A 23,366-nucleotide genomic window follows, 5' to 3' on the forward strand; every position below is an offset into this window, starting at 1 on the left:
GATGATTCGTTGGTTATTTTTTTTACTAAAGTGGTTTTTCTTCTTTTTCTAATTTGGCTATTAGCAAAGATTTAATTTTTGTGAAAGCAAAATCTTTCGCTTCTGCAAAGGAAATTAAGTATTGTCGTTCGAAGTTTTGCAGATCTGTGGGAAATGGAATTAGAAGTTTATCGTAGTAAGCATCTAAAATTTCTGAAGTTGGCATTTCGAAATTAATTCGGAGTTGAAATCTTCGCATTATTGCAACATCGATAATTTCAGCATGGTTCGTTGCTGCGATGAGCAAAGCGTTTGCTGGATAATAATCGATAAGCTGAATAATAGTGTTGACCAATCGTCGCATTTCGCCCACATCTTTATCGTCGTTTCCTCTTTCTTTTCCGATCTGGTCGAATTCATCTAAGAAAAGTACAGCTTTTTCGCGGGCTGCTTTATCAAAAATTTGTTTGAGGTTTTGGCTGGTTTCTCCAATTCTGGAACTTACGATATTACTCAGATTTAAAATGAGAATGGGTTTTCCGAGGGCATGTGCGATTGCTTTTGCCGTCGTGGTTTTTCCGCAACCGGAATGTCCCTGCAGGAGAATTTTATTATTGATAGGCAAACCGTATTTGGTGAGTTCATCAACATATTGATGTTCTTTGATGAGTTGCTCGATGTTTTGGTGATTGTATTTATTCAAGAAAACATCTTCCAGAGAAACTACTTCTTTGTCGGTAATGATAAGGTCGAATACATTCATAAGTACGAATTTCTAAGTACAAATTTAGGGAAGTTATGTGAAATTAATTGATGATTTAAGTCAACAGGAATAGTTTATTTATTTTTTACTAATCATTTTAATTGGATCTTGTCTGGCGTCAAAAATATCATTGATAATTATAATTTCCGCTTCCTTTCTATAGATCACTTTAAAAGTACCAACTACTAAGTATCTGTAGTTTTTTTGCAAGTGCTGAAGATTTAATTCAACTTGCCCAGAATCAGGATGATGAATTAATTGTTTCGTTGAAAAGAGAATTTCTTTTCAAATTGAATGAGCTATTTTTTTGTTCGCTTTTAAAGCATAATAATCGAAAATTAATTTCAAATTTTGTATTGCAAAATCTGTCCAAACTATTTTCATGATCTACCACTTTTCAGAAGTTTGCTCCAGCTCATCTTGATTCATGAATTTTCCACTGGTGTAATCCTGTTCTGATTCTTTTACGCTACTTTCTAACTCATCAATAGAAAATGGTTTAAAGTCTGCTTTTTTTTCTAACTGCTGGTTATGAAGAATATATTGTTCAATTTTCCCAAAGGAATTTTCATCTTGAAGTTGAGCAAGATAAGTGATTAAATTAAGTTTTCGGGTTGATAGATCCATGACCAATAATTTACTCAAATGTACAAATTTGAGAATAATCTTATTTAAAAAAAATAACAAGCAATAATTAGTGCTGGTTATTTAATATAAGAAAAAATGTTCTTTATTCTAGCCCGGATGGAAGTGGAAATCCTTTTTGCCTGAGCAAAAAGATTGCAACGGACAGCCGGAAACAATCGTGGAGACCAATAAATATTTTCTTGCTCCCAGAAATTAAATTAGTTTACGGGAACGCTGTTAAATCCGATTGAAGTTTTTACAGAGACATCGGAAGTTGGTGATTTTTTCAAAACGTACACCATTTTTGCCTGCACATTCCCAGCTTTCATGACTTGATCGAATTTTTGCGAAGAATTAACATCCAGAGAAAGTGAACTTCCTACATTATCAGGAATCGATTCTCTTGAGGCTGCTAAAGTTTCGTTGCTTCCACCGTTGGAAATATATATTTTCACCGAACTGAACATTCCCATGCTGCTGTTTGAATCTACAGATACCGTGGCATTTGTAACGCGGATATCTTTCACATTTGCACCGGAACCGGTAATTTGATTGATGCTTTGCGCCACGGAAATATTAGACAGCTGAACGTTTGCGGGAGAACCTGCAGTCACCAAAACCGTCGCCGTATAGGGAAAAGTATTCTGTAAAATGGATGAAACCGTAGAACAACTCGCTAATGTTGCAGTGGCAACGATTGCAGATAAAAATATATTTTTCATAATTTTATTATTTAATTAAAGCCTCTTATCCAGAAATCAGACCAATCAAGCCGTTTAACATAAGATTAACTATTGCAAAACGGTTAAAATGCTCAATTTCTATTTTAAACTGACGGAGAATTTCCCGGTTGGCTTTCCGTCGGCCATCAAATTTTTACCGATGATCAACCAGATTTCGCCAGGTTTATCAATTGGTGTCGAAATATCACTGCCAAAAGGTCCATCGAAAGTGCCGTTCGCGAATTTGATCTGATTGAAGCGGATGTTCATGTCTGAATTTTTTGAGGTGACTTTTGCAACCATATTTTTGCCGGTAAAGTTTTTGATCTTCAGTATGAATTTCTGGCGATCTGTCTTGAATTCATCGTCGATGGTGAGCGGAATCATGTCGCCATTGATGGTTTTAATGATGCTGTCGCCGTCGATGACGCGGAAGGTTTTTGAGATTTCTTTCGGTTTAATGGTTGTGGGAACATTTACAACTCTGGGTAAATAATCAGCCGGATCTATTACTTCGTTCTGATTGGTTGTTTTCATGGAATCCTGTTTTGATGAGCTGGAAATAACCGCTTCTTTTTTTGTACATGACAAGATCAGAAGTGGTATTAGAACAAGTACTGTTTTCATTTTATTTCGATGGAGTTGTTTCATAATATAAAGTTTTTGAGAGGAAAGAGTTTTCACGTTTAAGTTCTATTTCTAATAGAATTTGTTTCCGCAATGTTTCATTTTTGGTTTGTTTTGCATAGTCCAGCAATTGTTTTTCACTATAATCAATGGCGGTTTGGTGGTAATTTAAAGCAAAATCTTTTCTGCCCATATTGTGACTGGTAATAATTCCGCCCCAATTGACGAAACTACAAACTAACATTGTACCATAAAAATACCAAAACATTTGATTAAAAAGAAATGCATTTGTTTTTCTAAAGTGAATCTTATAAAAAGTAAGAATCAAACCGATGAGTGCTAAAATCAAGAACGCATAAACGCCAAGTCTCTTATAGGTTAAACCGAAATTCAGAATGTATTCAGAATTTTTTGTCACTGCAGAAATCACTAAAACGGCATTGAGTACGATCCAGATTTTTGCCAATATTTTTAAAGATTTTGATTCGATATCAAAATTAAAATTTCCTTTAAAATAAAACATGATCACGCAAATTGCCAGGATGATCGATAAAATTACTGCGTTTACTCTTTCGTGCGTTTCGGCGGAAAGTTGGTTGGGATTTTTCGAGATCTCTACAAACTGTTCATAATTAAAGGTTACAATAAAAATTAAAAGCAGCAGATTTAAAGCAATAAATGAAACTACTCCGCTTTTTCTTTCGGCATTAAGATCCAGAAAAGAATACGTGGGTTTTTGCGTAATATCCTCATTCACAAAATCATTTTTAAGCTGATGATTAAAGCTGAAAAGCAAATGATAGATTTTGAAATTCCAAACTGTAAAGGCCAGAAAAAATCCTAAAACAGTGATCCAGAAAAATTCCCAAAGATTAAGATCAAATTCCCACTTAGAAAAAAAGCTGGAAAAATGATCACTTCCCAAAGAGTAAACTCCAAAGAAAATAGCGATAAAGACGAAAGGAATTACAAAAACTGAAATGATCTTTTGCGTCATTCCAGACGTTTTTTTCCTCGGAAACCACTCGTCAAACTTAAAAAATCTACCAATAAAAGTGATGAAATTTGCGATGAAAAGTGGAATTACAAGAAGCGATTTCAATTCTCGATTTTTTGCTTTTAAAGCGAATAGAAATAGAGATGTAAAAAGAGCAAGTCCGGAAATAAAATCGCCAAACCAGGCAAAAGCAAAACTGGAAAATACGGTGATGACAAAAAGAAGCAGGAGATTTCGGGAATGGTTCTTTTTTGGAGTTTCGACCAGCAGGAGAATCGAATAGGAAATTCCGAGTACTCCCAGATTAATTCCAATTGCTGTTTCGCCGTAGAAAAGCGTGATAAATAATGCTGTGGTGAGCAAAATTAGGTGGTGTTTTTTCATTGTTTTGATTTTAATATTAATTATTTTATTTCAAAGTACTTTGTTTTTCAAAGTTAAAAGATAAAAAAAAGAGTTTTACTTTCCGATGAGTTTTTCTAAGGCGTTCAAATGGTCTTCGAAAGCTTTTCTTCCAGAGTTCGTCACACGATAAGAGGTTCTTGTTTTTTTTCCGACGAATTCTTTTTTTATTTCGATATAATTTGATTTTTCTAACGCATTGCTGTGACTGGCTAAATTACCATCTGTAATTTCAAGAAGATTTTTCATTTCCGTAAAATCGATCCAGTCATTAACCATCAAAACCGACATGATGCCTAATCGCACCCGACTTTCGAATTCTTTGTTAAGTTGGTTAATGTTGATCATTTTTAATTAAATAACATTCTAAATATCCCCTTTTCTTTTTTAGTGAAAAACATATTTCCAAATTTTTGAGATTTGAAAACATAATAAAATCCCCATTTTTTCCTCACAAGTAATGGTTCGCTTTCTTTAACTTGATTATCTGGTTGTGCATTTAAAATCCTTAAATGCGGACTTGCATAGTTTACAAACTCTACTTCTCCTTTGTGAACGCTTTTAATTTTTCCAGTATCCGAATATTCATAAAAAATAAACTCATCATTTTTTGTAATCAGAAAGCTAAAGTGTTGATATTGCCAAATCGCATTTTTACCTTTAAACATTTCTTTATCAATTATATAGTTGCCATATAAATCATCTTTGTCTACGGTTGCTTTGCTATTAATAAATTCTGCAACAGATAAAATGAGAAAAAGCAAAATTACAAAACCCCAAAAAGTAAAAAAAGAATACAAAATATTTTCTTCTTCCTAAAATAATATAGGACTGGAAAAATCAAAGTAATTCCGATCATAAAAATGAATATGATAAAACTCATCAAGTATATTATTTATACTTCTTATACATCACAATTCCATAAACAATATGCAAAATTCCAAATCCAACTGCCCAGAAAATCAATCCCCAACCGAGAAAAAATAAGGAAATCAATCCTAAAAATATTTCCAAAAATCCCAAATATTTTACATCGGTCAACGTATATCTTTCTGCGCTCACCAAAGCCAGTCCGTAAAAAATTAAAGTTACAGGTGCAATCAACACATACAATTGATGATAAAGTAATGCTACACAGAAAATTCCACCCACGAATAAAGGAAGTGCAAAATTAGCGAGAAGTCGCTGCGTTGTTTTGTCCCAGATCTTAATATTTTTTTCCTTGCTTTTTTTTGCGGTAAAAAAATATCCCGACAAAATGGCAATAACTAAAACTGCGATTCCTACAGCGATCAAATGCCAAATCAGCTCCGGTTGAAAAATATTTTTTCTTCCTGCAAAATAATCAATTCCGTTTCGTTGAAAAAGAAAATAAACGTAAGTTGCTCCGATCAAAGCAGCCATGCCGGCGAAAACTCCGGAAAGTCCACTGAGTGAAATAAATCGGGAACTTCGCTCCATCATCGTTCGGATGTGGGAAAGATCATCATGAAAATTTTTTGACTCCATAAAAAGTACTTTGAACTGCAAAGTTATATTATTTTTTGATAAGTCTGTATTATTTTTTATAATATTTCAAAAATGTTTTCACTTTAAATTCTGTGTAAGAAAACTGCGGACTTTAAAGTTTGAAATTAATTATCTTTGAATAAATATTTGTAATAATGTTCAATAATCTTCGACACAACTTAGAAAAACAATGGTTTGGTGTGCTCACAAGAATGGGTGCAAAACTGGGAATTCCCGTGTCTAAACTGCGTGTATTTTTTATCTACTCTACTTTCGCAACGGCAGGCGTTTTTTTCCTGATCTATTTGGGACTGGCTTTTACGTTGTGGATCAAAGATATGTTTGTGACGAGAAGACCAAGTGTTTTTGACTTATGATCTGGTTTGAAGAATTGCAGACGCGCAAGAAACTCTCCCGGATCTATTCCGCTTACGAAAAAACTTTTCCTGTAGATGAACGCAGAGATAAAGAACAGTTTCTCGGACTCATAGAAAATCCGGACTGTTTCATCTTTGCGGTAAAAAATGACATTGATTTTGTTGGATATTTAATTCTCTGGAAATTAGAGGAATTTCATTTTTTGGAACATTTCGAAGTTTTGGAAGAGTTTCGAAATTTAAAATTAGGTTCTCAGATCCTGGGGGAATTAAAGGAGAAATTTGGCGATATCATTTTAGAATGTGAACCGAATCATTTAGGTGAAATGGCAGAAAGGAGAATTAATTTTTATTTGCGAAACGGTTTTTCTGTTATCTCTGAAAATTATGTGCAGCCGAGTTATGGTGCAGGAAAAGATCCAATCAAATTGTATTTGTTGAGTAATTTCTTGGTGAAAGAAGTAAAAGGAATTGTGGAGGAGTTGCATTCTAAAGTTTATGGAGCATAAAAAACTTTGTCAAAAATTTTCTTTGTGACAAATTGACTTTTTAATTCACCTCATATTCCAATTTAATCGTAATACTCGCTTCTTTGTCTTTGGATGAAGTATTAAATGTTCCACCGTAGGAGTATTCTTCTGTGGAATTTGGTGCGGTAATCTGAGTAACACCCATCGTGGCTTTTTTAAGATTTCCCAATTTTGCACCGGAGTTTTCTGCAATTTTTTCAGCGCGTTGTTTTGCATCTTTCGTGGCATCGGCAATCATTTGCTGTTTTACACTTCCCAGTTTAGTGTAGAAATAATTGGGTGGTGAGGATGTAAACTCAATTCCGAGATTGATGATCTCTGTAATATTTCTTGAAAGGTTTTCGACTTTTGCGACGTCTTTGCTGTCGATAGAAACTTTTTGGGAAAGCTGATAACCTGCAAAAGTTTGAGTGCTCCTTCCGTTTGCGTCTGTTCCGTAATTAATTTGTTTTTGAATATCTACGGCAGAAAAAACCATCTGATCTTTTGCAATTCCTTTGGAAATTAAATAATTTTCAATTACTTTTTTATCATTCGCCAATTCGTCATACGCGGATTTGAGTTCAAAACTATTTCGGGAAAAATTTCCACTCCAGGCGATAAGATCAGAGGTAAATTTATTGGATCCTAATCCAGTGACCGAAATGGTATTGTCTGCTTTGTTTCTATTTTTGATGGCGCTGCCTAAAAAGGCTAGTCCGATAACGAATCCAACTGCAGCAATTGCGATCCCAATGAGATTTCTGTTCATGAAGGTGTTTTTTTAATTTAATAATAGACATTAAAGATAGCGAAAAAATTGAGTAAAAAATAAAGTCTTCCAATTACCGATGAAGATATTTGGGCAATGTTTCTTCCAGATCAAAAAGAACTCTGGACAAATTTTTAGCTCTGATCCACCGATTGATGTCTGGTTTTAAACCCATTGAAAACTGAAGAAATTCAGAAATTTTATCTGGCGGAATCTCCATCTTTATGAAGTAATCATCACCCACTCTTTCTCTGATCCACGCAATGTTATCCTGAAGATCTTCATATTTGTATAAAGACCGCATTCTTCGACCATCACCAGAAATATTTTTATATAAAGTGTTGAAATTTAAATTACTCAATGCGTATTTGATTATACCAGCTTTTTCTAAAGTCGGAGGTGGAGTTTCCCGAGGTTTTTCGGGTGGTCCTGGAACGCCGACTGCTTGCTGAACCTGCGCAGACCGATCTATTTTGGTTAAATTCCAGGAGTCCGTATTCAGGTCGCCGGTCAACCTGAATTTAGAAACTTGCACTTCTTCGATCTCTTGAGCCGTTCTTACGATTGAAATCGTGAAAGGTCTCGTAAAATCTCCCTCATTAATAATTTTTGCATTTCGGTCAAAACCCTGCCTTACAAATCTAAGTTCGTTATTTGCAGAAGCTTCAATGGTAAATTCACCACTGAGATTCGTGTAAGATTTTTGTTCGGTTTGCAGATTAAAAACCATCACCGCAGCTAGCGGATTTTGATCTTCATCGGTTACAACACCAGAAATTTTTTGCGCAAAAGCGATTGTGGAGATAGATAATAGCAACACTATAAAAACTCTAAACATCAAGAACCAATTTTGTGTGTTTTTATATATTCACTATAAGCCATTTTCATATCTGAACTGATTGAAGAAACATCTAAAGTTTTGCGGTATTTTTTGGCTAAAGAATAAGATGCATCCGCATAAATTAAAAAGCGGTCAATTTCTTCTTCGTCAAAACCTCGAGCGGTGTAAAAACTTAAATCTAAAGTATTTTTTATCCAGCGATAAAAATCCTGGGTTTCTGCATAAGACGCGGTAGTAGGCGCAGGATTTTTCACTTTGCCCAATAACCCTGATAACGCAGAAGCAATTCCTAAAATATTGACTTGTCCTGCATTATAATTCGGTGCCGCAAATGCGGATGGTGTAGAAAGTTTCGGGAAAACTTCGGTTAACGGACTTTTCATATAGGATCTCATGCTCGAATTTAGTGCAACTACTCTTTTTGGAGATTCTAAATTTTTGATATCTTTTCTCAAATTCCCTGTCGCATGGAAAGCGAGCTCTACTTCCGGGATGAGATAAGGAGTTTTCAAAAGCGATATATTCAGTGGCTGAGAATAGTTTTGAGAAGAAACTTTCACTGAATTTCTGTCGTAACCACTTTTTACAAAGCGCAATTCATCGAAAGATTTTGCAGCGATCATGTAATTTCCGTGTTTGTCGGTGAAGGCTTTTTCGTCAGTTCTTACGTTGAGAATGGTGACTTCCTGTAAATCATTCCCAAACTCAGAAGACACTTTTCCGAAAATATATTCCTGCGAAAAGGCGGAAATTGAACTTACAAAAAAGAAGAGAAAGAGTAGTTTTGTTTTCATGCAGTTTTATTTGAAGTAAAAGTAATTTTATAAAACACTTGTTTAATGATTTGAGCATTATTGAAGTTAATTTTAACCGGTTTTAAGGGGTTTTGTGATTTTTTTTGAATTTTAGATTTTGTTTTTTGTTAAGGTTTTTAATGATTGCGTTTTACGTGGCTGCTTGTTGGATAGATTTTTTTTAATCTCCCATTAACTAAGAGACAAAGATTTCCTTATAACGCTATTTCTGAAAGACTAAAAGACATTTGACTTAGGAAATGAAAAGCGATGAAAATCGGATCAACCCTGTCACGGTTTCGAACCGTGACAGGGTTTTGCGTAGAATCCAATTAGTTTTAAAAAGGATTTTGGGAGCGAATTTCTTTAATAATTTTTCTAAATTTCTATAAAAAACTGAGTCTTGCGTAAGGGATGGCAGTGGAAATCCTTTTTTGGGGAATTGGGCGCGAGCGAAGCGAGCGCTCAATTCCCCAAAAAAGATTGCAACGTACAGCCCGACCTGAATTTCGCTGGAAAGTCCCTCTGCTTTGGAGAAAAATTTAGGGTGCGGAATGAAGGTTACGCCCAAACTTCGACTTCGCTCAGTTTGAAAATGAATTTTATTTCTGAAAATTATTTGTTTATCTTTGTGGTCTTACAAAATTGGGGTTGACTGGTTTCGACAGCAAGATCAATGGGTAAGATTGCATGCAGAGAACCGTGACGCGATCTCTTTAATCCCTTGTCACAAAATTTTAACTGGCGACCAAGAGTTTGCTCTTGCAGCTTAATCCGAATTACAGTAGGATTCAGCGCTCTCCTGAAGATAGTAAGGAGGTAAGATATCCCACAGAAGTTCTGTTTCGCGACGTCTGATCCTGGGGTATAGCAATGCGGAAATAAGGTTTTAGTTGCTTCGGCTAATTCACGAAAATTTCAGAAGATAAGTTGTAAGTTGGGTGTCTGTGCTCTGTTTGCAATCGAAAATTAACTGCAGAATAAGCATGTAGAAGTCTTATGTGTTGCTTGTTTGGACGAGGGTTCGAATCCCTCCAACTCCACATTTTAATAAAATAACCCGCTGTTTCTCAGTGGGCTATTTATATTTTAGCACGTATTCTTTTTCTATTCACAAAAGATTTTTCGCCGAATCATTAATTTTTAAATCGCGGGGAAGTAAAGAGTTTGTATAAAAATAATACAACCGCGATCAGCTGCAAACTTAATCCAACTGCTAGCAGGATATTACCATTTTCCCAGTGCGTAATTTTAAATAATGCGCCAATAAGATTAAGGATCAATCCTAGTGCGAAAATTAAGACAATGTGTATTTTTTTCAAAGTTGCGAATTTTATTTGTTATTGAATTTTAGCGTTAATTTCAGTGAAACTTATAATTTATAGTCTTTGAATCTAAGCTCAGTTTCCTTTTTAAAACAACTCAAAGATAAGTAAATTGTTCATATTTTCTAGGCCTAAAATTGATGTAAATAAACGCATCTATTTCCAAATTTTGAAATTGAGCATTACTTTCTTTTTTTGAATTAAAGTTCGCCAGTCGATAAAGAATAGAAAAAACAAAAGCACTAAACTCAAAACCAAACTTGAAACAGATTGCCAGGAAAACGTATTATCGATGATCATTTGAATATTTTCCGAGGCATATTTTCCCAAATGTAAAGCAAAAGTGTCGCTCGCAAATTTTCCGACAATAAAAGCAGGAATGATGTAGATTGGTTTTATCTTAGAAATGCCGGCTCCCAAAAAAAGTGGCGTTGTCGGAAGTGGTAATAAAGAATAAGCCAGAATGAAAAGTTGCCCTTTCCATTTATTTTCATTCAATTTTTCTCCCAGGAATTGAATGTCTTTATTCTTGGAAGTTTTCAGATATTTTTTTGCGATTGCGGGCGAATAAAGCAGCAGAATATATCGTCCCAAAACTGAACCTGAAACACCAACTACAATGACCGCCCAAACATTCAGTCCAAACAGGATCTGGAAAAAGACCATCACTGTGAAGGCCGGTGGAAACGGAAAGGGAACAATATCAAATAACAACGCTCCGAAGAAAACTAAAACGTAATACCACAACATTTTTTTAAGATCTATCAATTTTTATTTTAAAATCATCTGAAAGAAAACGTGGCAATCTGGAAGATTAAAATAATTCGATTCACCTCAATTATTTCGATTTTGTAACTGGTAAAGTGTTCTTCTATAATTAAAAACCTCATCCATCCTTCACAGAATCTAATTAATCAAAGATAATGTTCTATTTCCTTTTAACCTCTTCGACTGATCCAAGGTCACAATTTTTTTTATTCTACAATGTAGGAAATAAATCGACAGGTTTTAAAATTTGAGAATTTGGTTAAACTTTTATCAGAATAAAAGTTTATTTTCTATCATTCATACATTATTCACAATTTTATCTCGTAATAAAATTAAAGTTGTGTAGAAAAAATTAGAGAAAAAAATCCCCCAACAAAGTTGAGGGACATAGATCTCGATAAATAAAAAACTTATTTCTTCAATTTAGTTGTTGGCAACGTCACTTCGCCTGGATCTTTCCAAACACCGTCTTTTTCTGCTCTTTTTTTGATATTCTGCGCTCTTTTTTCGCTATCAGGATGCGAGCTCATCATTTTTTGGAAAGAAGTAGCTTTTGCGCTTCCACCCAATAAAGCTAATTTTTTGAAAGCAGTATAAGCTCCAACTACGTTATAGCCATGCTTTTTCATAAAGTCATAAGAATAATCATCCGCCTGACTTTCTTGTTTCTTGCTGTGTTTAGCATCTAAAATACTGTTGGCAAATTCACCCAACTGGCTTTGAGTCAAGGCTTCAATTTTTCCAGATGATGCAGAAGCAGCATCCATCGCAGCGGCACGAAGATAAGCGCTCTTCACAGCATCTTTCGAATCTTCATTTTTTACGTGACCAATTTCGTGACCAATGATCGCCAACAATTCGTCGTCAGTCATGATATCCATAAGGGAAGAAAATACCCTTACACTTCCATCAGCACAAGCAAAAGCGTTGATATCTGAAACTAAATATACTTTGTAATTTAAAGGAAGACCATCTTCATTTTGATGTTTTGCGAATAACTTTTTCAAGCGGATGGAGTAAGGATCTTTCGCTCCCGCCACTTTATTATGAGTGTCCATGTAGGCAACTCCTTCTTTCGCTAATTTTTGCGCATCGGCATTGGAAAATGAAAGTGCACTTACTCCTTTTGAAGCAGCTTTAGTCATTTTTCCCAGATTGATCTGAGCACTTACACTTAAAGTTGCTGCAACTAAAAATACAGTAGATAAAATTTTTTTCATATGATTTTTTTATAATTTAACTTCCAATAAAAATAGGAAAAATTATTGAATTTTTGACCGAATGATAGACTGTTGCGAAAACTTAATGTTAAACTTTGCCGTTTACAGTTGAATAAAATCTATACTTAACTGGCCTCTTGACTTTTACAGGAACACTAACTTTTATTTTTGTGAGAATTTTACCTAAAAAGATTTAAACAAAAAATTCCCTCAGCAAAAACTGAAGGAATCTATATTTTAAAGTGAATAACTTTTACAATTGTGGTCCTGCTGCAACTAATTTTTTAGCTTCGTCATTATCACAATACTGCTCAAAATTCTTAATGTATCTCGCCGCCAGATCTTTTGCTTTTACTTCCCAATCAGAAGCGTTTGCATAAGTTGATCTTGGATCCAGAATTCCTTCCGAAACATTTGGCAATGCTGTTGGGATCTCTAAATTCATTACAGGAATTGTAATTTTCTCTGCAGTATCAATTGATCCGTCGATGATCGCATCAATGATCGCACGTGTATCTTTCAAAGAAATTCGTTTTCCTGTTCCGTTCCAACCGGTGTTTACCAAATATGCTTTCGCGCCATGTTCTTTCATTTTTCCAATTAATGTTTTTGAATACATTGTAGGGTGTAATGATAAGAACGCTTCACCAAAAGCTGGGGAAAATGATGGTTGTGGTTCGGTAATTCCTCTTTCTGTTCCGGCTAATTTTGAAGTATAACCGCAAAGGAAGTGATATTGAGCCTGATCTTCATTCAACAAAGAAACTGGAGGCAAAACTCCAAATGCATCTGCTGATAAATAAACAATTTTGCTGGCATGTCCTGCCTTTGAAGGCAAAACAATTTTACTCATGTGATAAATTGGATACGAAACTCTGGTATTTTCTGTGATTGAATTATCGGTGTAATCTGCTTCACCGTACTCGTTCACGACTACATTTTCTAACAGTGAATCTCTTCTGATCGCTTTGAAAATATCCGGTTCTTTTTCTTCTGTAAGATCGATCACTTTTGCATAACAACCGCCTTCAAAATTGAAAACGCCATTGTCATCCCAACCGTGCTCATCATCACCAATTAAATATCTTTTTGGATCTGCAGAAAGCGTTGTTTTTCCTGTTCCTGATAAACCGAAAAATAAAGCAACATCTCCTTCTTCACCTACGTTTGCTGAACAGTGCATAGAAGCCATTCCTTTTAAAGGAAGGTAATAATTCATCATTGAGAACATTCCTTTCTTCATTTCTCCACCGTACCAGGTTCCACCGATGATCTGCATTTTCTGAGTTAAATTAAACATCACAAAATTTTCAGAATTCAATCCCTGTTCTTTCCAGTTTGGATTAACGGTTTTTGAACCATTCATTACAATAAAATCGGGTTCGCCATAATTTTCTAATTCAAAACTAGAAGGACGGATAAACATATTGGTAACAAAATGCGCTTGCCACGCAACTTCCATAATAAAACGAACTTTCAGTCGGGTGTCAGGATTTGTTCCACAGAAAGAATCAACAACATATATTTTTTTAGACGAAGACAATTGCTTCAACACCACTTTTTTACAACTTTCGAAAATCTCGGCTGTAGTTGGCAAATTTACTTTACCGTCCCAAAAAATAGTATCTCTACTCACATCATCCTGCACAATATAACGGTCTTTTGGCGATCTGCCTGTAAATACGCCCGTTTTTACTGCTACAGCACCAGATTCTGTTACGGCACCTTTTTCAAAACCTACATTTTTACTGGACATTTCTGCAGTAAACAATTCTTCGTAAGTTGGGTTGTAAGAAACTTCTTCGTAACCGGTAATTCCTAAATCATGGAGTTGTTGAATGATTTTAATGTTCTTCATAACGTCTTTATATTTCTAATTTTATTCTAAAAGCAAATTTACTATTATTTAAAAGTATTGATGTTTTAAAATTACTGATATTAGTCAGAATCTGCAAGAAAATTTTAAATTGATAAAAGACTGAATGTTAAGCAATTAAATCTTCGTAAGAAAAGATCGAAGAAAAACCCTTTCCCTTAAAATAGTCCTCAAAACCTGCAAATTTAGAACTCATCACAAAATCTCCGCCCCACGCTCCCAGACTTTTTACAAAGGAAGGACAGTTTTCGAAATATTTTTCGCTCACCGTTTCAATACCGAGGAAAAAACTTAGTTTTTTTTCGTGAAGATTCATTAAATGTGAAAAATCTTCTAAATTTTGAGCATCAAGAACATCACGGGTTATTTGGGAAAATGCTTCTATTAGTTCGGGTGATTTTTTTCGGGAACGGTAAAGATCAATTCCTTCACGGCTGTTTTGTTTTTGGTTCAGATGAATGAAGATCAGCTCCTTTTTGAAAGATGGATTAAATTTAACTTTCTGAACTGTTCTTTCCGGTAAATTTTGGTAGACAATGGCAGATCTTTCCTGCGCAATCGCAATGTCATAACCACTTCCACCCAAGCAAGTTTCGTTAAGATCGAAAGAATCAATTTCTGCCCACTGTGCCAAATTATTCATTAAAGTGGAGCTGCTTCCCAACCCAAAATCAGAAGGAAACTGTAAGTTGGTCGTTATAGCGTAGGAAGAATTTTGTTGAAACTGCACTTTTGAAAGTTCTTTCACTTTCATTAAAACCTTTAAAATAAATTCGGCAGAATCAGGGATATTCGTGGATACAATTATTCCTTTTTTATAATCAATTTTAATTTCCAACCAGGGTTGATGTTGATGAAGAGCAGTCCAGTAAATTAAAGATTCACCATCCTCAATTTCCTCAAAAAAAAACTCCTGCCCCCATTTTGTTGGGATAGCAAGAGCTGAAGCGCCGTCGAGAACGACATATTCTGAAGTGAGCAATAATTTTCCCGGTGAAAAAATTCTACCCGCCATTTTTTAATTTGCTGAAGAAGTGGTCACTTCGGAATTGATTTTTTTGATCAAACCCTGTAAAGTTTTTCCAGGACCAACTTCAATGAAATTTGTTGCACCGTCTTTGATCATATTCTGCACAGATTGTGTCCATTTTACGGGACCGGTCAACTGCTTGATCAAATTCATCTTTATTTCTTCGGGATCCAAAACTGCGGTGGTCGTGATATTCTGATAAACAGGGATCATCGCTTTCCGGAATTTGGTATTTTGTATTGCTGCCGATAATTTCTCCTGAGCCGGTTGCATTAAAGGAGAATGAAAGGCACCGTTTACAGGAAGCATCAAAGCTCGTTTTGCACCCGCTTCTTTCAATTTTTCACAAGCCATTTCTACAGCTGTAGTTTCGCCGGAAATAACCAGTTGTCCGGGACAGTTATAATTTGCAGGAACTACAATTCCGTCGATCTGTGCACAAATTTCTTCTACTTTTTCATCAGGAAGTCCCAAAATTGCTGCCATCGAACTTGGATTAGCATCACAAGCTTCCTGCATGGCTTTTGCACGAGCAGAAACCAATCGCAGACCATCTTCGAAAGACAAAACGCCATTTGCTACCAAAGCTGAAAATTCTCCTAAAGAATGTCCGGCAACCATTTCCGCTCCTAAACCGTTCACTGTTTTTAAAACTGCAACAGAATGGATAAAAATGGAAGGTTGGGTAACTTCGGTCTTCTTTAAATCTTCATCTGTTCCTTTGAACATTAGAGAAACGATATCGAAACCTAAAATTTCATTGGCTGATTCCATTAAATCTTTTACATCTTTCCGGGAATCGTATAATTCTTTTCCCATCCCCACAAATTGTGAACCTTGCCCAGGAAATACTAGTGCTTTCATATCTATTTTTTAGAACAGTTTAATTTTTCGGGATACAGAATAATTTTCCGCTGATCCCTGAATGCTTAATTTAGTAGGAATTACTGCAAATTTTAAAGCATTACTTCGATAAAATTTAATTAGGAACTAATCGCACAACGCGGTATCCTTTGTTGACATAAGCGCCGGATTTGGTTTTTTCAAATTCGAATTTTGTGGCTAACTGCGTCTGCACTTTATTCATCTGTTTGAAAATTTCTCCCTTTTTATTTTCGCGGCTTAACATATCATTTACAACATCAAAACCAATCACTGCATATTTAGAAGGAGTTTTGCAGTATTTCTTTTTAAAATCCGCTAAAATTTCTTTCTCAAAATCACCATCAGTGTTGATCTTTCTATCCATCAAATACACGAGATTCGCCTGACTGAGTTCATCTACCTTCTTCTCAAAAACTGGAGAATAAGACATGCTGAAGGCTTTTAAATTTTCAACTTCTTTGGATAAAGCGATCATCTTATTTGCAAAAGCATCTCCGGCAGAATCGCTGTCATCAACCAAAATTGCAATTACAGGAGCACTTTTGCCCGTCATCATATTTTTATCCAACTGAATATCCTGCGAAGAATTTACCATTACAACTGCAGAATTCTTTAATTCCTTTTCAAGTCTGGTTTTCAAATAAGTCGCTTTGCTTTTGTCAGCATCGGCAACGATATATATTTTTTGATCGGAGTAAACATCTTTCACTTCCTTTACAATACGGTCTGAATAAACCGCATCATTGGTCTCAACAAGGATCAAATTATCATATTTCAGTAACTCATCAGAATTTGCGAAAGGCGCAACGACAGGAATCTTCGTGTCTTTTACATAGTCCAAAACCTGTAAAACGCTTGACTTAAAAAATGGACCAATAATTAGATCGGTATTTTTCGCGTTAATTTGAACTAAAGAATTTTTGAAACTGGCTTCGTTTCCGGCATCGATCACGTTTATATCTAATTTCTGACCTCTTGCTGCATTTCTTTCGATAGCCAGTTTAGCACCGGAAAGAAAATCGAGAGACATGGCTCTGTATTTTGAATCGTTGGTATCAAAACCAAAAGGCAGCATTATAACTACATTCAACATGTCGCCAGATTTCTTAATGTACGCGGCACCCAACTTTTTTATTTTCAAAACCATTCCTGATTTCAAACCTTGTGATAGATTCGGATTCAGTGTTAATAGATCGTCCAGGGTAATGCCGAATTTATTTAAAATACCGAAAACAGTATCTCCGTTTGCCACCGTATAAGTCACATAATCATCAGAAGAAGAAATATCAGAATAAGTGTTTGTTGAAACCGGCGCTGAAACTTCAGTCGTTTTTGGTTCACTGGAAACTACGGCAACAACTGCTTTATTTCCTCCTTTTATCTTAATGAATTCGCCTGGCTGTAAACCTTTCCCTTCCAAACCTGGGTTCAGTGCAAAAAGATCAGCTTGCGAGAGATTGAACTTTCGCGTTAATTTATAATAATTGTCTTTCGCCTGAATTTCATAAGAATCTTCATTTGAAACCGGAGCAATTTTTTCTTTTTCCACAGAAACTTCAGCTTTCACCGGAGTTTCAGATTTTTTGACCACTTCGGTTTTCACTTCTACAGGTGTCGAAGCAACAGCTTGAGTACCACCAAATTTTTTGATACTTTCTGAAGGTAAAACTACTTCATCACCAATCTTCATGTGCGAATCAAGTTCTGGATTAAGTCTTCTTAATTCCGTTTCTGAAATTTGATATTGTTTCGTAATTCCGTAGATGGTCTGTTTCGGCTGAAGAACGATCTTCCCTAATTTCCCAGATACAGGAGCAGGAGACGAAACCGTTTTTTCTGTTGAGGCTGCTTTTTCAGTCTTACCACTTTTACTGATGATCAAAACTTCGCCCAGCGCCAGATTTCCCCCTTTTACTTTTGGATTTAGTATCACCAATTCATCCATGGTCATGCCATATTTCTTAGAAATATTATAGGGATTATCGCCCTTTACTACGGTATGCGTTTTTTGAGCATAGACCGCTGATAAAGCGATTAAACTGGAGAATATGAAAAGTTTTTTGATCATGTTTTATAGTAAATAATTACAAAAATAGCGCTTTAAAATTAAATGGTAAAAATAATTAATTCCGAATTTTGAACGTCGATTCCATCATAACAATTTTGAAGCCATTCCTTTCCGAAATCTGCATAGAAAACCGAAAAATTATAAGATCTTTCCTGCCATGTTTTGCCGGGATGAATTTTTAAAAATAAATTTTCCAGCCTTTCCAGTTTTTCATTTTGTTTGATCTTTTCAGCGCGCAGCAATCTTTTTTTCATTCGGTCAAATGATTTCAACTGCCGCGTTTTTTCTGCCTGAACCAAATTTCTAAAAGTTTTATCTGTTAAACTCGCACTTTCAGCCAAATCCTCAAAATGCTTTTCGAGAAAAGTTTCATCTTTATTTAAGAGTGGAAGAATTTGATTGTTCTCTAAAAGAATTTCATTCGTCACGCTTGCAAAATTCCGGAAGAAGTCTTTAATTTCTAAACCGAAGTTCTTCGTTTTATCTAAAGTTTTCTCAGCTAAAAAAAGCATCGAATTTCTCGGTATCAAAATCGGAAAAGGAGTTTCGATCTTTGAAAAATAGTTTTTTAATTCTAACCAGTACATAATTTCCGCATTTCCACCAATATAGGCAAGATTGGGAAGGATCGTTTCCTGATAAACCGGTCGCATCAAAGCGTTCGGACTAAATCTTTCCGGATGATTTTCCAGTTCGGCTAGAATCACTGCTTTTGTGAAAGAAATTTCTGTGTCAACAATGTGAAACTGGCCGTCAACTAATTCAATTCTATTTCGGGTTTCTCTGAGGTAAAATAAATTAATTTCGCGCGGATTAACCTGAACTTTTCCATATTGCTCTGTTAAATATGCAACAGTTTCTTTCGTCGCTTTAATTAAATCCTGTTGAAGCAATTCGGTCTTAAAAATCGATTTCATTTCAGTCTTTAATAACTTATTATCGCCATCAATAATGAGCAAACCGTACTCTGCAAATAGCTCCTGTACCAGAATCCTTGTTGCCTGAGAAAGGGTATTTCCTTTTTTGTAAGCTCTTTTTAGAAGCAGGATCAGTTCTGTTCCAAAAACAGAATCTTTGAATTCATTCTCAAATTCCGAAATAAAGAAATCGTCTTCAAAAACTATATTTCCTACAACGCCGCCGGACTTTGCCTGCGTTTCATAGTAATGATTTTCCGTCTTAAAATGGTTGATCTCTTCAAAATCATGATCTTCAGAAGCCATCCAAAAAATTGGAACCGTTTTTCTGTTCGGAAATCTTTCATTTAAAAAATCTGCCAGTTTGATGGTTTGCAAAATTTTATAAATAAAGAAAACGGGACCGGAAAAAAGGTTCAACTGATGACCGGTTGTCACGGTAAAAGTATTTTCTTCCTGAATTAATTTTAAATTCAATTCCTGTTTTTCAGATAACTGAGATCCTGAATGTTGTTGGTGTAAAACATCTGAAAGAACCTTTCTATTATCTGAGGAAAATGACTCTTCCTTTAATTGAAACTGATTTTCAATATTTTTCAAATCAAAAGTACTTTGTTCAAAACCGGGGATTTTCTGCAAGAGAAAATCTTTGATGAGTACGGGAATACTTTCAATAGCTAAAAAGGGAATGTTTGCAATTTTTTTCAAAATAATTAAGAGAATAAATACCAAACTATTCCAATATTCACGCGGAAATCGGAGATCGGATAATTGGGTGCGGTGAAAGATTTGTTCTTCATGAAAGTGGTGTTCAAATGTTGTGCCTCGATAAAAAAGAACATTCGCTTCACTCTCATATTAAAATAAACATCGGCAATCGGCTGACCACCAATATCGTATGAATTTGCATTGGGCAAAATAAACTCATTCAGAATCGGAAAATATTCCCTGGACGCAAATTTGGTAAAATAATACACTTTTACACCAGCTTGAATCTCTGCCGCTTTCTTAAAGGCTTTGGTTTGATAAAAAACGTTGGCTCTACCAATAAAGTTGGGCATCGGTAAGAGATTTTTATTATTGATGGCACTTTGAAAAAGCACTTTTGGATTCAAATGGAATTTACCGTACGAAAAAGTCGCTTCGCCACCGATCTGGGAAATATTGAGCGACGCATTGCTTTGTCTCGGAAGTGCATTGGCATCGAGATAGGTATAATTATCGATGCGGAAATAGTTTACGGAAAGCTTGCTTTGAAACCATTTTAAATTGACGTCGCCACCAATTTGAGTAGTCGTTTCATTTTTTGGATTCTCCAGATAAAAATTATATTTTCTATAAACAGACGGATTCATCAACAAGTTAAAACTTGGTGAGGCACTTTGAAAATTCACTTTCGCATTGACAAAATAATCTTTAATAGGTTCAAATTTCAGTAAATTCTGAGAACGGATATAACTTCCGAAAGCTTTACCACTGGAAATTTCGAGGTTTGAATTGACTTCTACTTTATCCCATAATTTAACTAATAAATTTCCAACGGCGCCGACTCGGTTTTCGGAAAGTTCTTGCGGAATATTTAAGTAACTTGGTAAAGCGTCTCCAATCCCGAGTTTAATTATTTGATAACGCACACCTGCATCAAGTTTGAAATTTTCTTTATCAAAAAGAACACTTACGGTATTGCTGAGATTTTCGGAATATTTTTTTGAAGAGTACGGATAATCGATTAAATCTGATTGACTGTTAAAATAATAAGGTTCGAGAGAATTTTGGGTGTAGTAATATTTATTGCCCTGATGAAAAATGGTATGCCGAATTTTAAACGGGAATTTCTCCGAAGCAAACGGTCGGAACTGCTGACTGAAATAATATCTTCGGTAAGCAAAGCGCGAATCTGAGGTTGTGAGATTTACCGGTAAATTGAGACGGTTGTTAAAATTACTGCTGCCATTGAGAAAAAGATCAATATCTGAAACACCTCCGTTTTCCTGATTGTTTATATTTTGATGAATATAATGGGCGTAAGCTTCATACTTTTTGTTTTCCGAAAGGTAATGTCCGGAAAAGATCACGTTGTTGCTCGATGCAAGTGAATACTGATAAAATCCGAGAGAACGAAGGCCCATATATTCTACGGCAAAGTTAAAATTCTTACCAACATTCTGGGTATAGGTCGTCTGTAAAGTGGCACCACTGCTGTAAGCATTATGATAAATAAAACTTGTGGTTGGGGTTTTCACATCGTAATATTTAATATCGTTGATGCCCAAAATAAAAGAAGACTTTCTGGTGGGAAGTAGGGAAAGATTTTGTTCTGTATTGACCTCAAAAACTAGATCCTGAAATCCTGATCCTGTATTGGCAAACTGAATTTTACCGAAATTATCTCTATTATTATATTGGGAGAAGATAAATGTTTTATCCGGTGTGAAAGCGGTATCGAATATTTTCTTTTCGGAGAACTGGGTTTTATAGGTGTAATCGTAAATCGTCGGTTTAAAGATCTGTAGAGAATCTTTTTTACCCGAATCGATGACGAGAGTATCTTGAGGTTTAACTCTGTTTGAATCGGTCTTGTTCAGGACCTGCGCCTTGAAAAAATAACCGCAGAATAAAAGACAAAGAAGGATATATTTCATCGGTAGAATGCTCGTTTTTTTTTGGTCTGATGGAACGCCTTTAGTTTTCAGTTTATAATACGATCGATGTTTGCGTTTCATTAATTTACTTTGGAGTACAAATGTAAGAAATATGAGTAAATAAAAAATGAGGCTTTTAAAATCGATAAGCCAGGTCTTCTGTAATAAAAAAAGGACTGTAATTTTACAATTACAGTCCTCAGATAATTATCTATACAGGATTTTAATTATATCCTGGATATTGTGTTAAGTTTTTATTACTGTTCAAAGCCGTTTGTGCAACTGGGAAAACAAAAAGCTTGTCTGTTGCCGCAAGATCACAAACTGTACAATTTGAAGGTCTAGCTACAGGTAAGTTATAGCGTTTCAAATCTAAGAATCTTTGACCTTCACCATAAAACTCCTTGCTTCTTTCTGCTAAGATATCTGCAAGAATATCTGTTCCTGTGTACGTAGAACCTTTTCTAGATAAAGCAAATTGATTCAATTCGATTAGCGCCTGACCATCTTGACCGGTTAAATGCAATGCTTCAATCCTGTTAAGGTATGCTTCAGAGAATCTCAAAATCTTGATATTTCTTAAGTACCGCCCTTCAGTCGAAATTTGAGGATATTTATTTGTCCAGTACCCTCTTGGAGTATCCGTAGATAAAAGTGGAGTACCAACTTGCGTTAACAAACTTGTCACCGCACCCGGTCCTTTACGGATATCATTTGCGCCAAAACTGCCATAAAACGTTTGATTAAATAAGAAACATTTTTTAGGATCTACCCGGCTGTAATAACCTGGTAGTGATATATTAGCACCGATACCATTTACTCTTTGTGTATCTGGAGTTAAATCAAGCTCCCAAATAGTCTCCGGTTGTTCTTCTGCAACTGTATCGTCGATAGCAGAATAGTAAGAATTGTAAGTTGCTTCAGGAACTACAGATGCAGTGCCAAAAGTACCAGGTTCACTGATTCCGGCGTCTCTAACTTCTGTAGCCAATTGCAACGCTAATGCTGCGTCTCCCGAAGCTTTTCGGGTCAAATATACTTTAGACAGCAATAATTTCGCAGCGGTTTTACTTAAGGTCAAACGGTTTCCCGCATCATCAGCATTAAGTATTCCATCTTTTAAATCTGCAATAATCTGATCATAAACCTTCGCAACAGTTGCTCGTGCAGGCTGGAGCGTCGCATCATAGTTTGTTAAAACTAAAGGCACGCCATAATCCTGATTTAGACCAGAAGCTGGTGACGCAGAAAAATAATTTAATAAGGTAAAATAAGCAAGTCCTCTCAAAGTTTTTGCTTCTCCTTTCATTCTTATCACATTTGGACTGCTTGCTACGACCTCATTATTAATGACCAAGTTGCAATTTGCAATTACTGCATATAAACCATCGTAAAAACCACCTAGATCACCCTGTTGTGAAGAATTGTAGTTAAAATTATAGGTATTTAAAAACGAAGGGTTAGAGTTAACGAACATTTTATCCCCCATAAGGTCACCAAAAACCATGGCTTTAACACCTAATATATTTGCAGATGAAATAGTAAGATATCCTCCATTTAAGAGTTGTTGTAACTTAAGTTCCGTGCCGATATTACCAATTTCGTCTAAATTGGGAGGGAATAATTCTAAATCTCTGTCACTACACGCATTCGACGTAAATAAAAGAGTTAGTGTGGATATAATTAAAAAATATTTTTTCATTTTAATTTATTTTT

At 35.3% G+C, this 23,366-nt stretch carries 23 protein-coding genes and 1 other RNA gene; 3 read left to right on the plus strand and 21 right to left on the minus strand.

What is annotated here, in order from left to right; all coding sequences use genetic code 11:
- Positions 1-25: 25 nt before the first annotated feature.
- The 8 genes from IV494_RS10915 to IV494_RS10950 form a co-directional block, all read right to left on the minus strand.
- A complete protein-coding gene (locus tag IV494_RS10915; RefSeq protein ID WP_196080183.1) occupies positions 26-742 on the minus strand; it encodes an AAA family ATPase in 717 nt (238 codons plus the stop codon).
- A gap of 387 nt (positions 743-1,129) precedes the next feature.
- Positions 1,130-1,387: a hypothetical protein gene (locus IV494_RS10920; protein ID WP_230380106.1), complete on the minus strand. Its 258-nt coding sequence runs from the start codon at positions 1,385-1,387 to the stop codon at positions 1,130-1,132.
- Positions 1,388-1,587: 200 nt separating this feature from the next.
- The gene (locus tag IV494_RS10925; protein WP_196080184.1) at positions 1,588-2,091 is read right to left on the minus strand and encodes a hypothetical protein; all 504 of its coding nucleotides are present in this window, start codon (positions 2,089-2,091) and stop codon (positions 1,588-1,590) included.
- Between the two features lie 99 nt (positions 2,092-2,190).
- Positions 2,191-2,718, minus strand: coding sequence for a hypothetical protein (locus IV494_RS10930; protein ID WP_196080185.1), 528 nt, complete (start codon positions 2,716-2,718; stop codon positions 2,191-2,193).
- 1 nt (position 2,719) lies between these two features.
- Positions 2,720-4,099, minus strand: a complete 1,380-nt coding sequence (locus IV494_RS10935) for a DUF4153 domain-containing protein (RefSeq protein ID WP_196080186.1) — start codon at positions 4,097-4,099, stop codon at positions 2,720-2,722.
- A 75-nt stretch (positions 4,100-4,174) separates the two neighbouring features.
- Positions 4,175-4,465 (minus strand): winged helix-turn-helix domain-containing protein, encoded by a 291-nt coding sequence (locus IV494_RS10940; RefSeq protein WP_039349498.1) that lies wholly within the window; start codon positions 4,463-4,465, stop codon positions 4,175-4,177.
- A gap of 2 nt (positions 4,466-4,467) precedes the next feature.
- Positions 4,468-4,917 carry a hypothetical protein gene (locus IV494_RS10945; RefSeq protein WP_196080187.1) on the minus strand — a complete coding sequence of 150 codons (450 nt, stop codon included), beginning with the start codon at positions 4,915-4,917 and terminating at the stop codon, positions 4,468-4,470.
- Positions 4,918-5,008: 91 nt separating this feature from the next.
- On the minus strand, positions 5,009-5,626 hold the full coding sequence (locus IV494_RS10950) for a hypothetical protein (RefSeq protein ID WP_196080188.1): 618 nt from the start codon (positions 5,624-5,626) through the stop codon (positions 5,009-5,011).
- A gap of 155 nt (positions 5,627-5,781) precedes the next feature.
- Between IV494_RS10950 and IV494_RS10955 the strand changes: the two genes are divergently transcribed.
- Together IV494_RS10955 and IV494_RS10960 are read left to right on the plus strand one after the other, a co-directional pair.
- Positions 5,782-6,003 (plus strand): PspC family transcriptional regulator, encoded by a 222-nt coding sequence (locus IV494_RS10955; protein WP_039349501.1) that lies wholly within the window; start codon positions 5,782-5,784, stop codon positions 6,001-6,003.
- The gene (locus tag IV494_RS10960; protein WP_196080189.1) at positions 6,000-6,512 is read left to right on the plus strand and encodes a GNAT family N-acetyltransferase; all 513 of its coding nucleotides are present in this window, start codon (positions 6,000-6,002) and stop codon (positions 6,510-6,512) included. Before IV494_RS10955 ends, IV494_RS10960 begins: the two co-directional genes overlap by 4 nt.
- Positions 6,513-6,552: 40 nt before the next feature.
- Here IV494_RS10960 and IV494_RS10965 read toward each other — a convergent pair whose 3' ends face one another.
- From IV494_RS10965 to IV494_RS10975, 3 genes are all read right to left on the minus strand, one after another.
- A complete protein-coding gene (locus tag IV494_RS10965; RefSeq protein WP_196080190.1) occupies positions 6,553-7,284 on the minus strand; it encodes an SIMPL domain-containing protein in 732 nt (243 codons plus the stop codon).
- 73 nt (positions 7,285-7,357) lie between these two features.
- Positions 7,358-8,122 carry a carboxypeptidase-like regulatory domain-containing protein gene (locus IV494_RS10970; protein ID WP_196080191.1) on the minus strand — a complete coding sequence of 255 codons (765 nt, stop codon included), beginning with the start codon at positions 8,120-8,122 and terminating at the stop codon, positions 7,358-7,360.
- Complete coding sequence (locus IV494_RS10975; protein ID WP_196080192.1) at positions 8,122-8,919, minus strand: hypothetical protein; 798 nt, start codon at positions 8,917-8,919, stop codon at positions 8,122-8,124. Before IV494_RS10975 ends, IV494_RS10970 begins: the two co-directional genes overlap by 1 nt.
- Positions 8,920-9,566: 647 nt before the next feature.
- Here IV494_RS10975 and ssrA point away from each other — a divergent pair.
- Positions 9,567-9,965: a transfer-messenger RNA gene (gene ssrA, locus IV494_RS10980) on the plus strand.
- Positions 9,966-10,055: 90 nt separating this feature from the next.
- Here the strand turns inward: ssrA and IV494_RS10985 are convergent.
- The 10 genes from IV494_RS10985 to IV494_RS11030 form a co-directional block, all read right to left on the minus strand.
- Positions 10,056-10,241, minus strand: coding sequence for a GldL-related protein (locus tag IV494_RS10985; RefSeq protein WP_196080193.1), 186 nt, complete (start codon positions 10,239-10,241; stop codon positions 10,056-10,058).
- Between the two features lie 159 nt (positions 10,242-10,400).
- Positions 10,401-11,012, minus strand: a complete 612-nt coding sequence (locus tag IV494_RS10990) for a hypothetical protein (RefSeq protein ID WP_230380110.1) — start codon at positions 11,010-11,012, stop codon at positions 10,401-10,403.
- 410 nt (positions 11,013-11,422) lie between these two features.
- A complete protein-coding gene (locus tag IV494_RS10995) occupies positions 11,423-12,232 on the minus strand; it encodes a M48 family metallopeptidase (RefSeq protein ID WP_196080194.1) in 810 nt (269 codons plus the stop codon).
- 253 nt (positions 12,233-12,485) lie between these two features.
- Entirely contained in the window at positions 12,486-14,090 is a 1,605-nt protein-coding gene (pckA, locus tag IV494_RS11000) for a phosphoenolpyruvate carboxykinase (ATP) (RefSeq protein WP_196080195.1), read from the minus strand.
- A 127-nt stretch (positions 14,091-14,217) separates the two neighbouring features.
- Complete coding sequence (locus IV494_RS11005) at positions 14,218-15,123, minus strand: GYDIA family GHMP kinase (RefSeq protein ID WP_196080196.1); 906 nt, start codon at positions 15,121-15,123, stop codon at positions 14,218-14,220.
- A gap of 3 nt (positions 15,124-15,126) precedes the next feature.
- Entirely contained in the window at positions 15,127-16,002 is an 876-nt protein-coding gene (gene fabD / locus IV494_RS11010) for an ACP S-malonyltransferase (protein ID WP_196080197.1), read from the minus strand.
- Between the two features lie 115 nt (positions 16,003-16,117).
- The gene (locus IV494_RS11015; RefSeq protein ID WP_196080198.1) at positions 16,118-18,091 is read right to left on the minus strand and encodes a LysM peptidoglycan-binding domain-containing protein; all 1,974 of its coding nucleotides are present in this window, start codon (positions 18,089-18,091) and stop codon (positions 16,118-16,120) included.
- A 38-nt stretch (positions 18,092-18,129) separates the two neighbouring features.
- Positions 18,130-19,716: a bacillithiol biosynthesis cysteine-adding enzyme BshC gene (gene bshC, locus IV494_RS11020; protein WP_196080199.1), complete on the minus strand. Its 1,587-nt coding sequence runs from the start codon at positions 19,714-19,716 to the stop codon at positions 18,130-18,132.
- Positions 19,717-19,721: 5 nt separating this feature from the next.
- On the minus strand, positions 19,722-21,731 hold the full coding sequence (locus IV494_RS11025; protein ID WP_317193005.1) for a putative porin: 2,010 nt from the start codon (positions 21,729-21,731) through the stop codon (positions 19,722-19,724).
- A gap of 142 nt (positions 21,732-21,873) precedes the next feature.
- A complete protein-coding gene (locus tag IV494_RS11030; protein WP_196080200.1) occupies positions 21,874-23,352 on the minus strand; it encodes a RagB/SusD family nutrient uptake outer membrane protein in 1,479 nt (492 codons plus the stop codon).
- Positions 23,353-23,366: the final 14 nt, after the last annotated feature.

Source organism: Kaistella gelatinilytica (genome assembly GCF_015679325.1).
GTDB lineage: Bacteria > Bacteroidota > Bacteroidia > Flavobacteriales > Weeksellaceae > Kaistella > Kaistella gelatinilytica.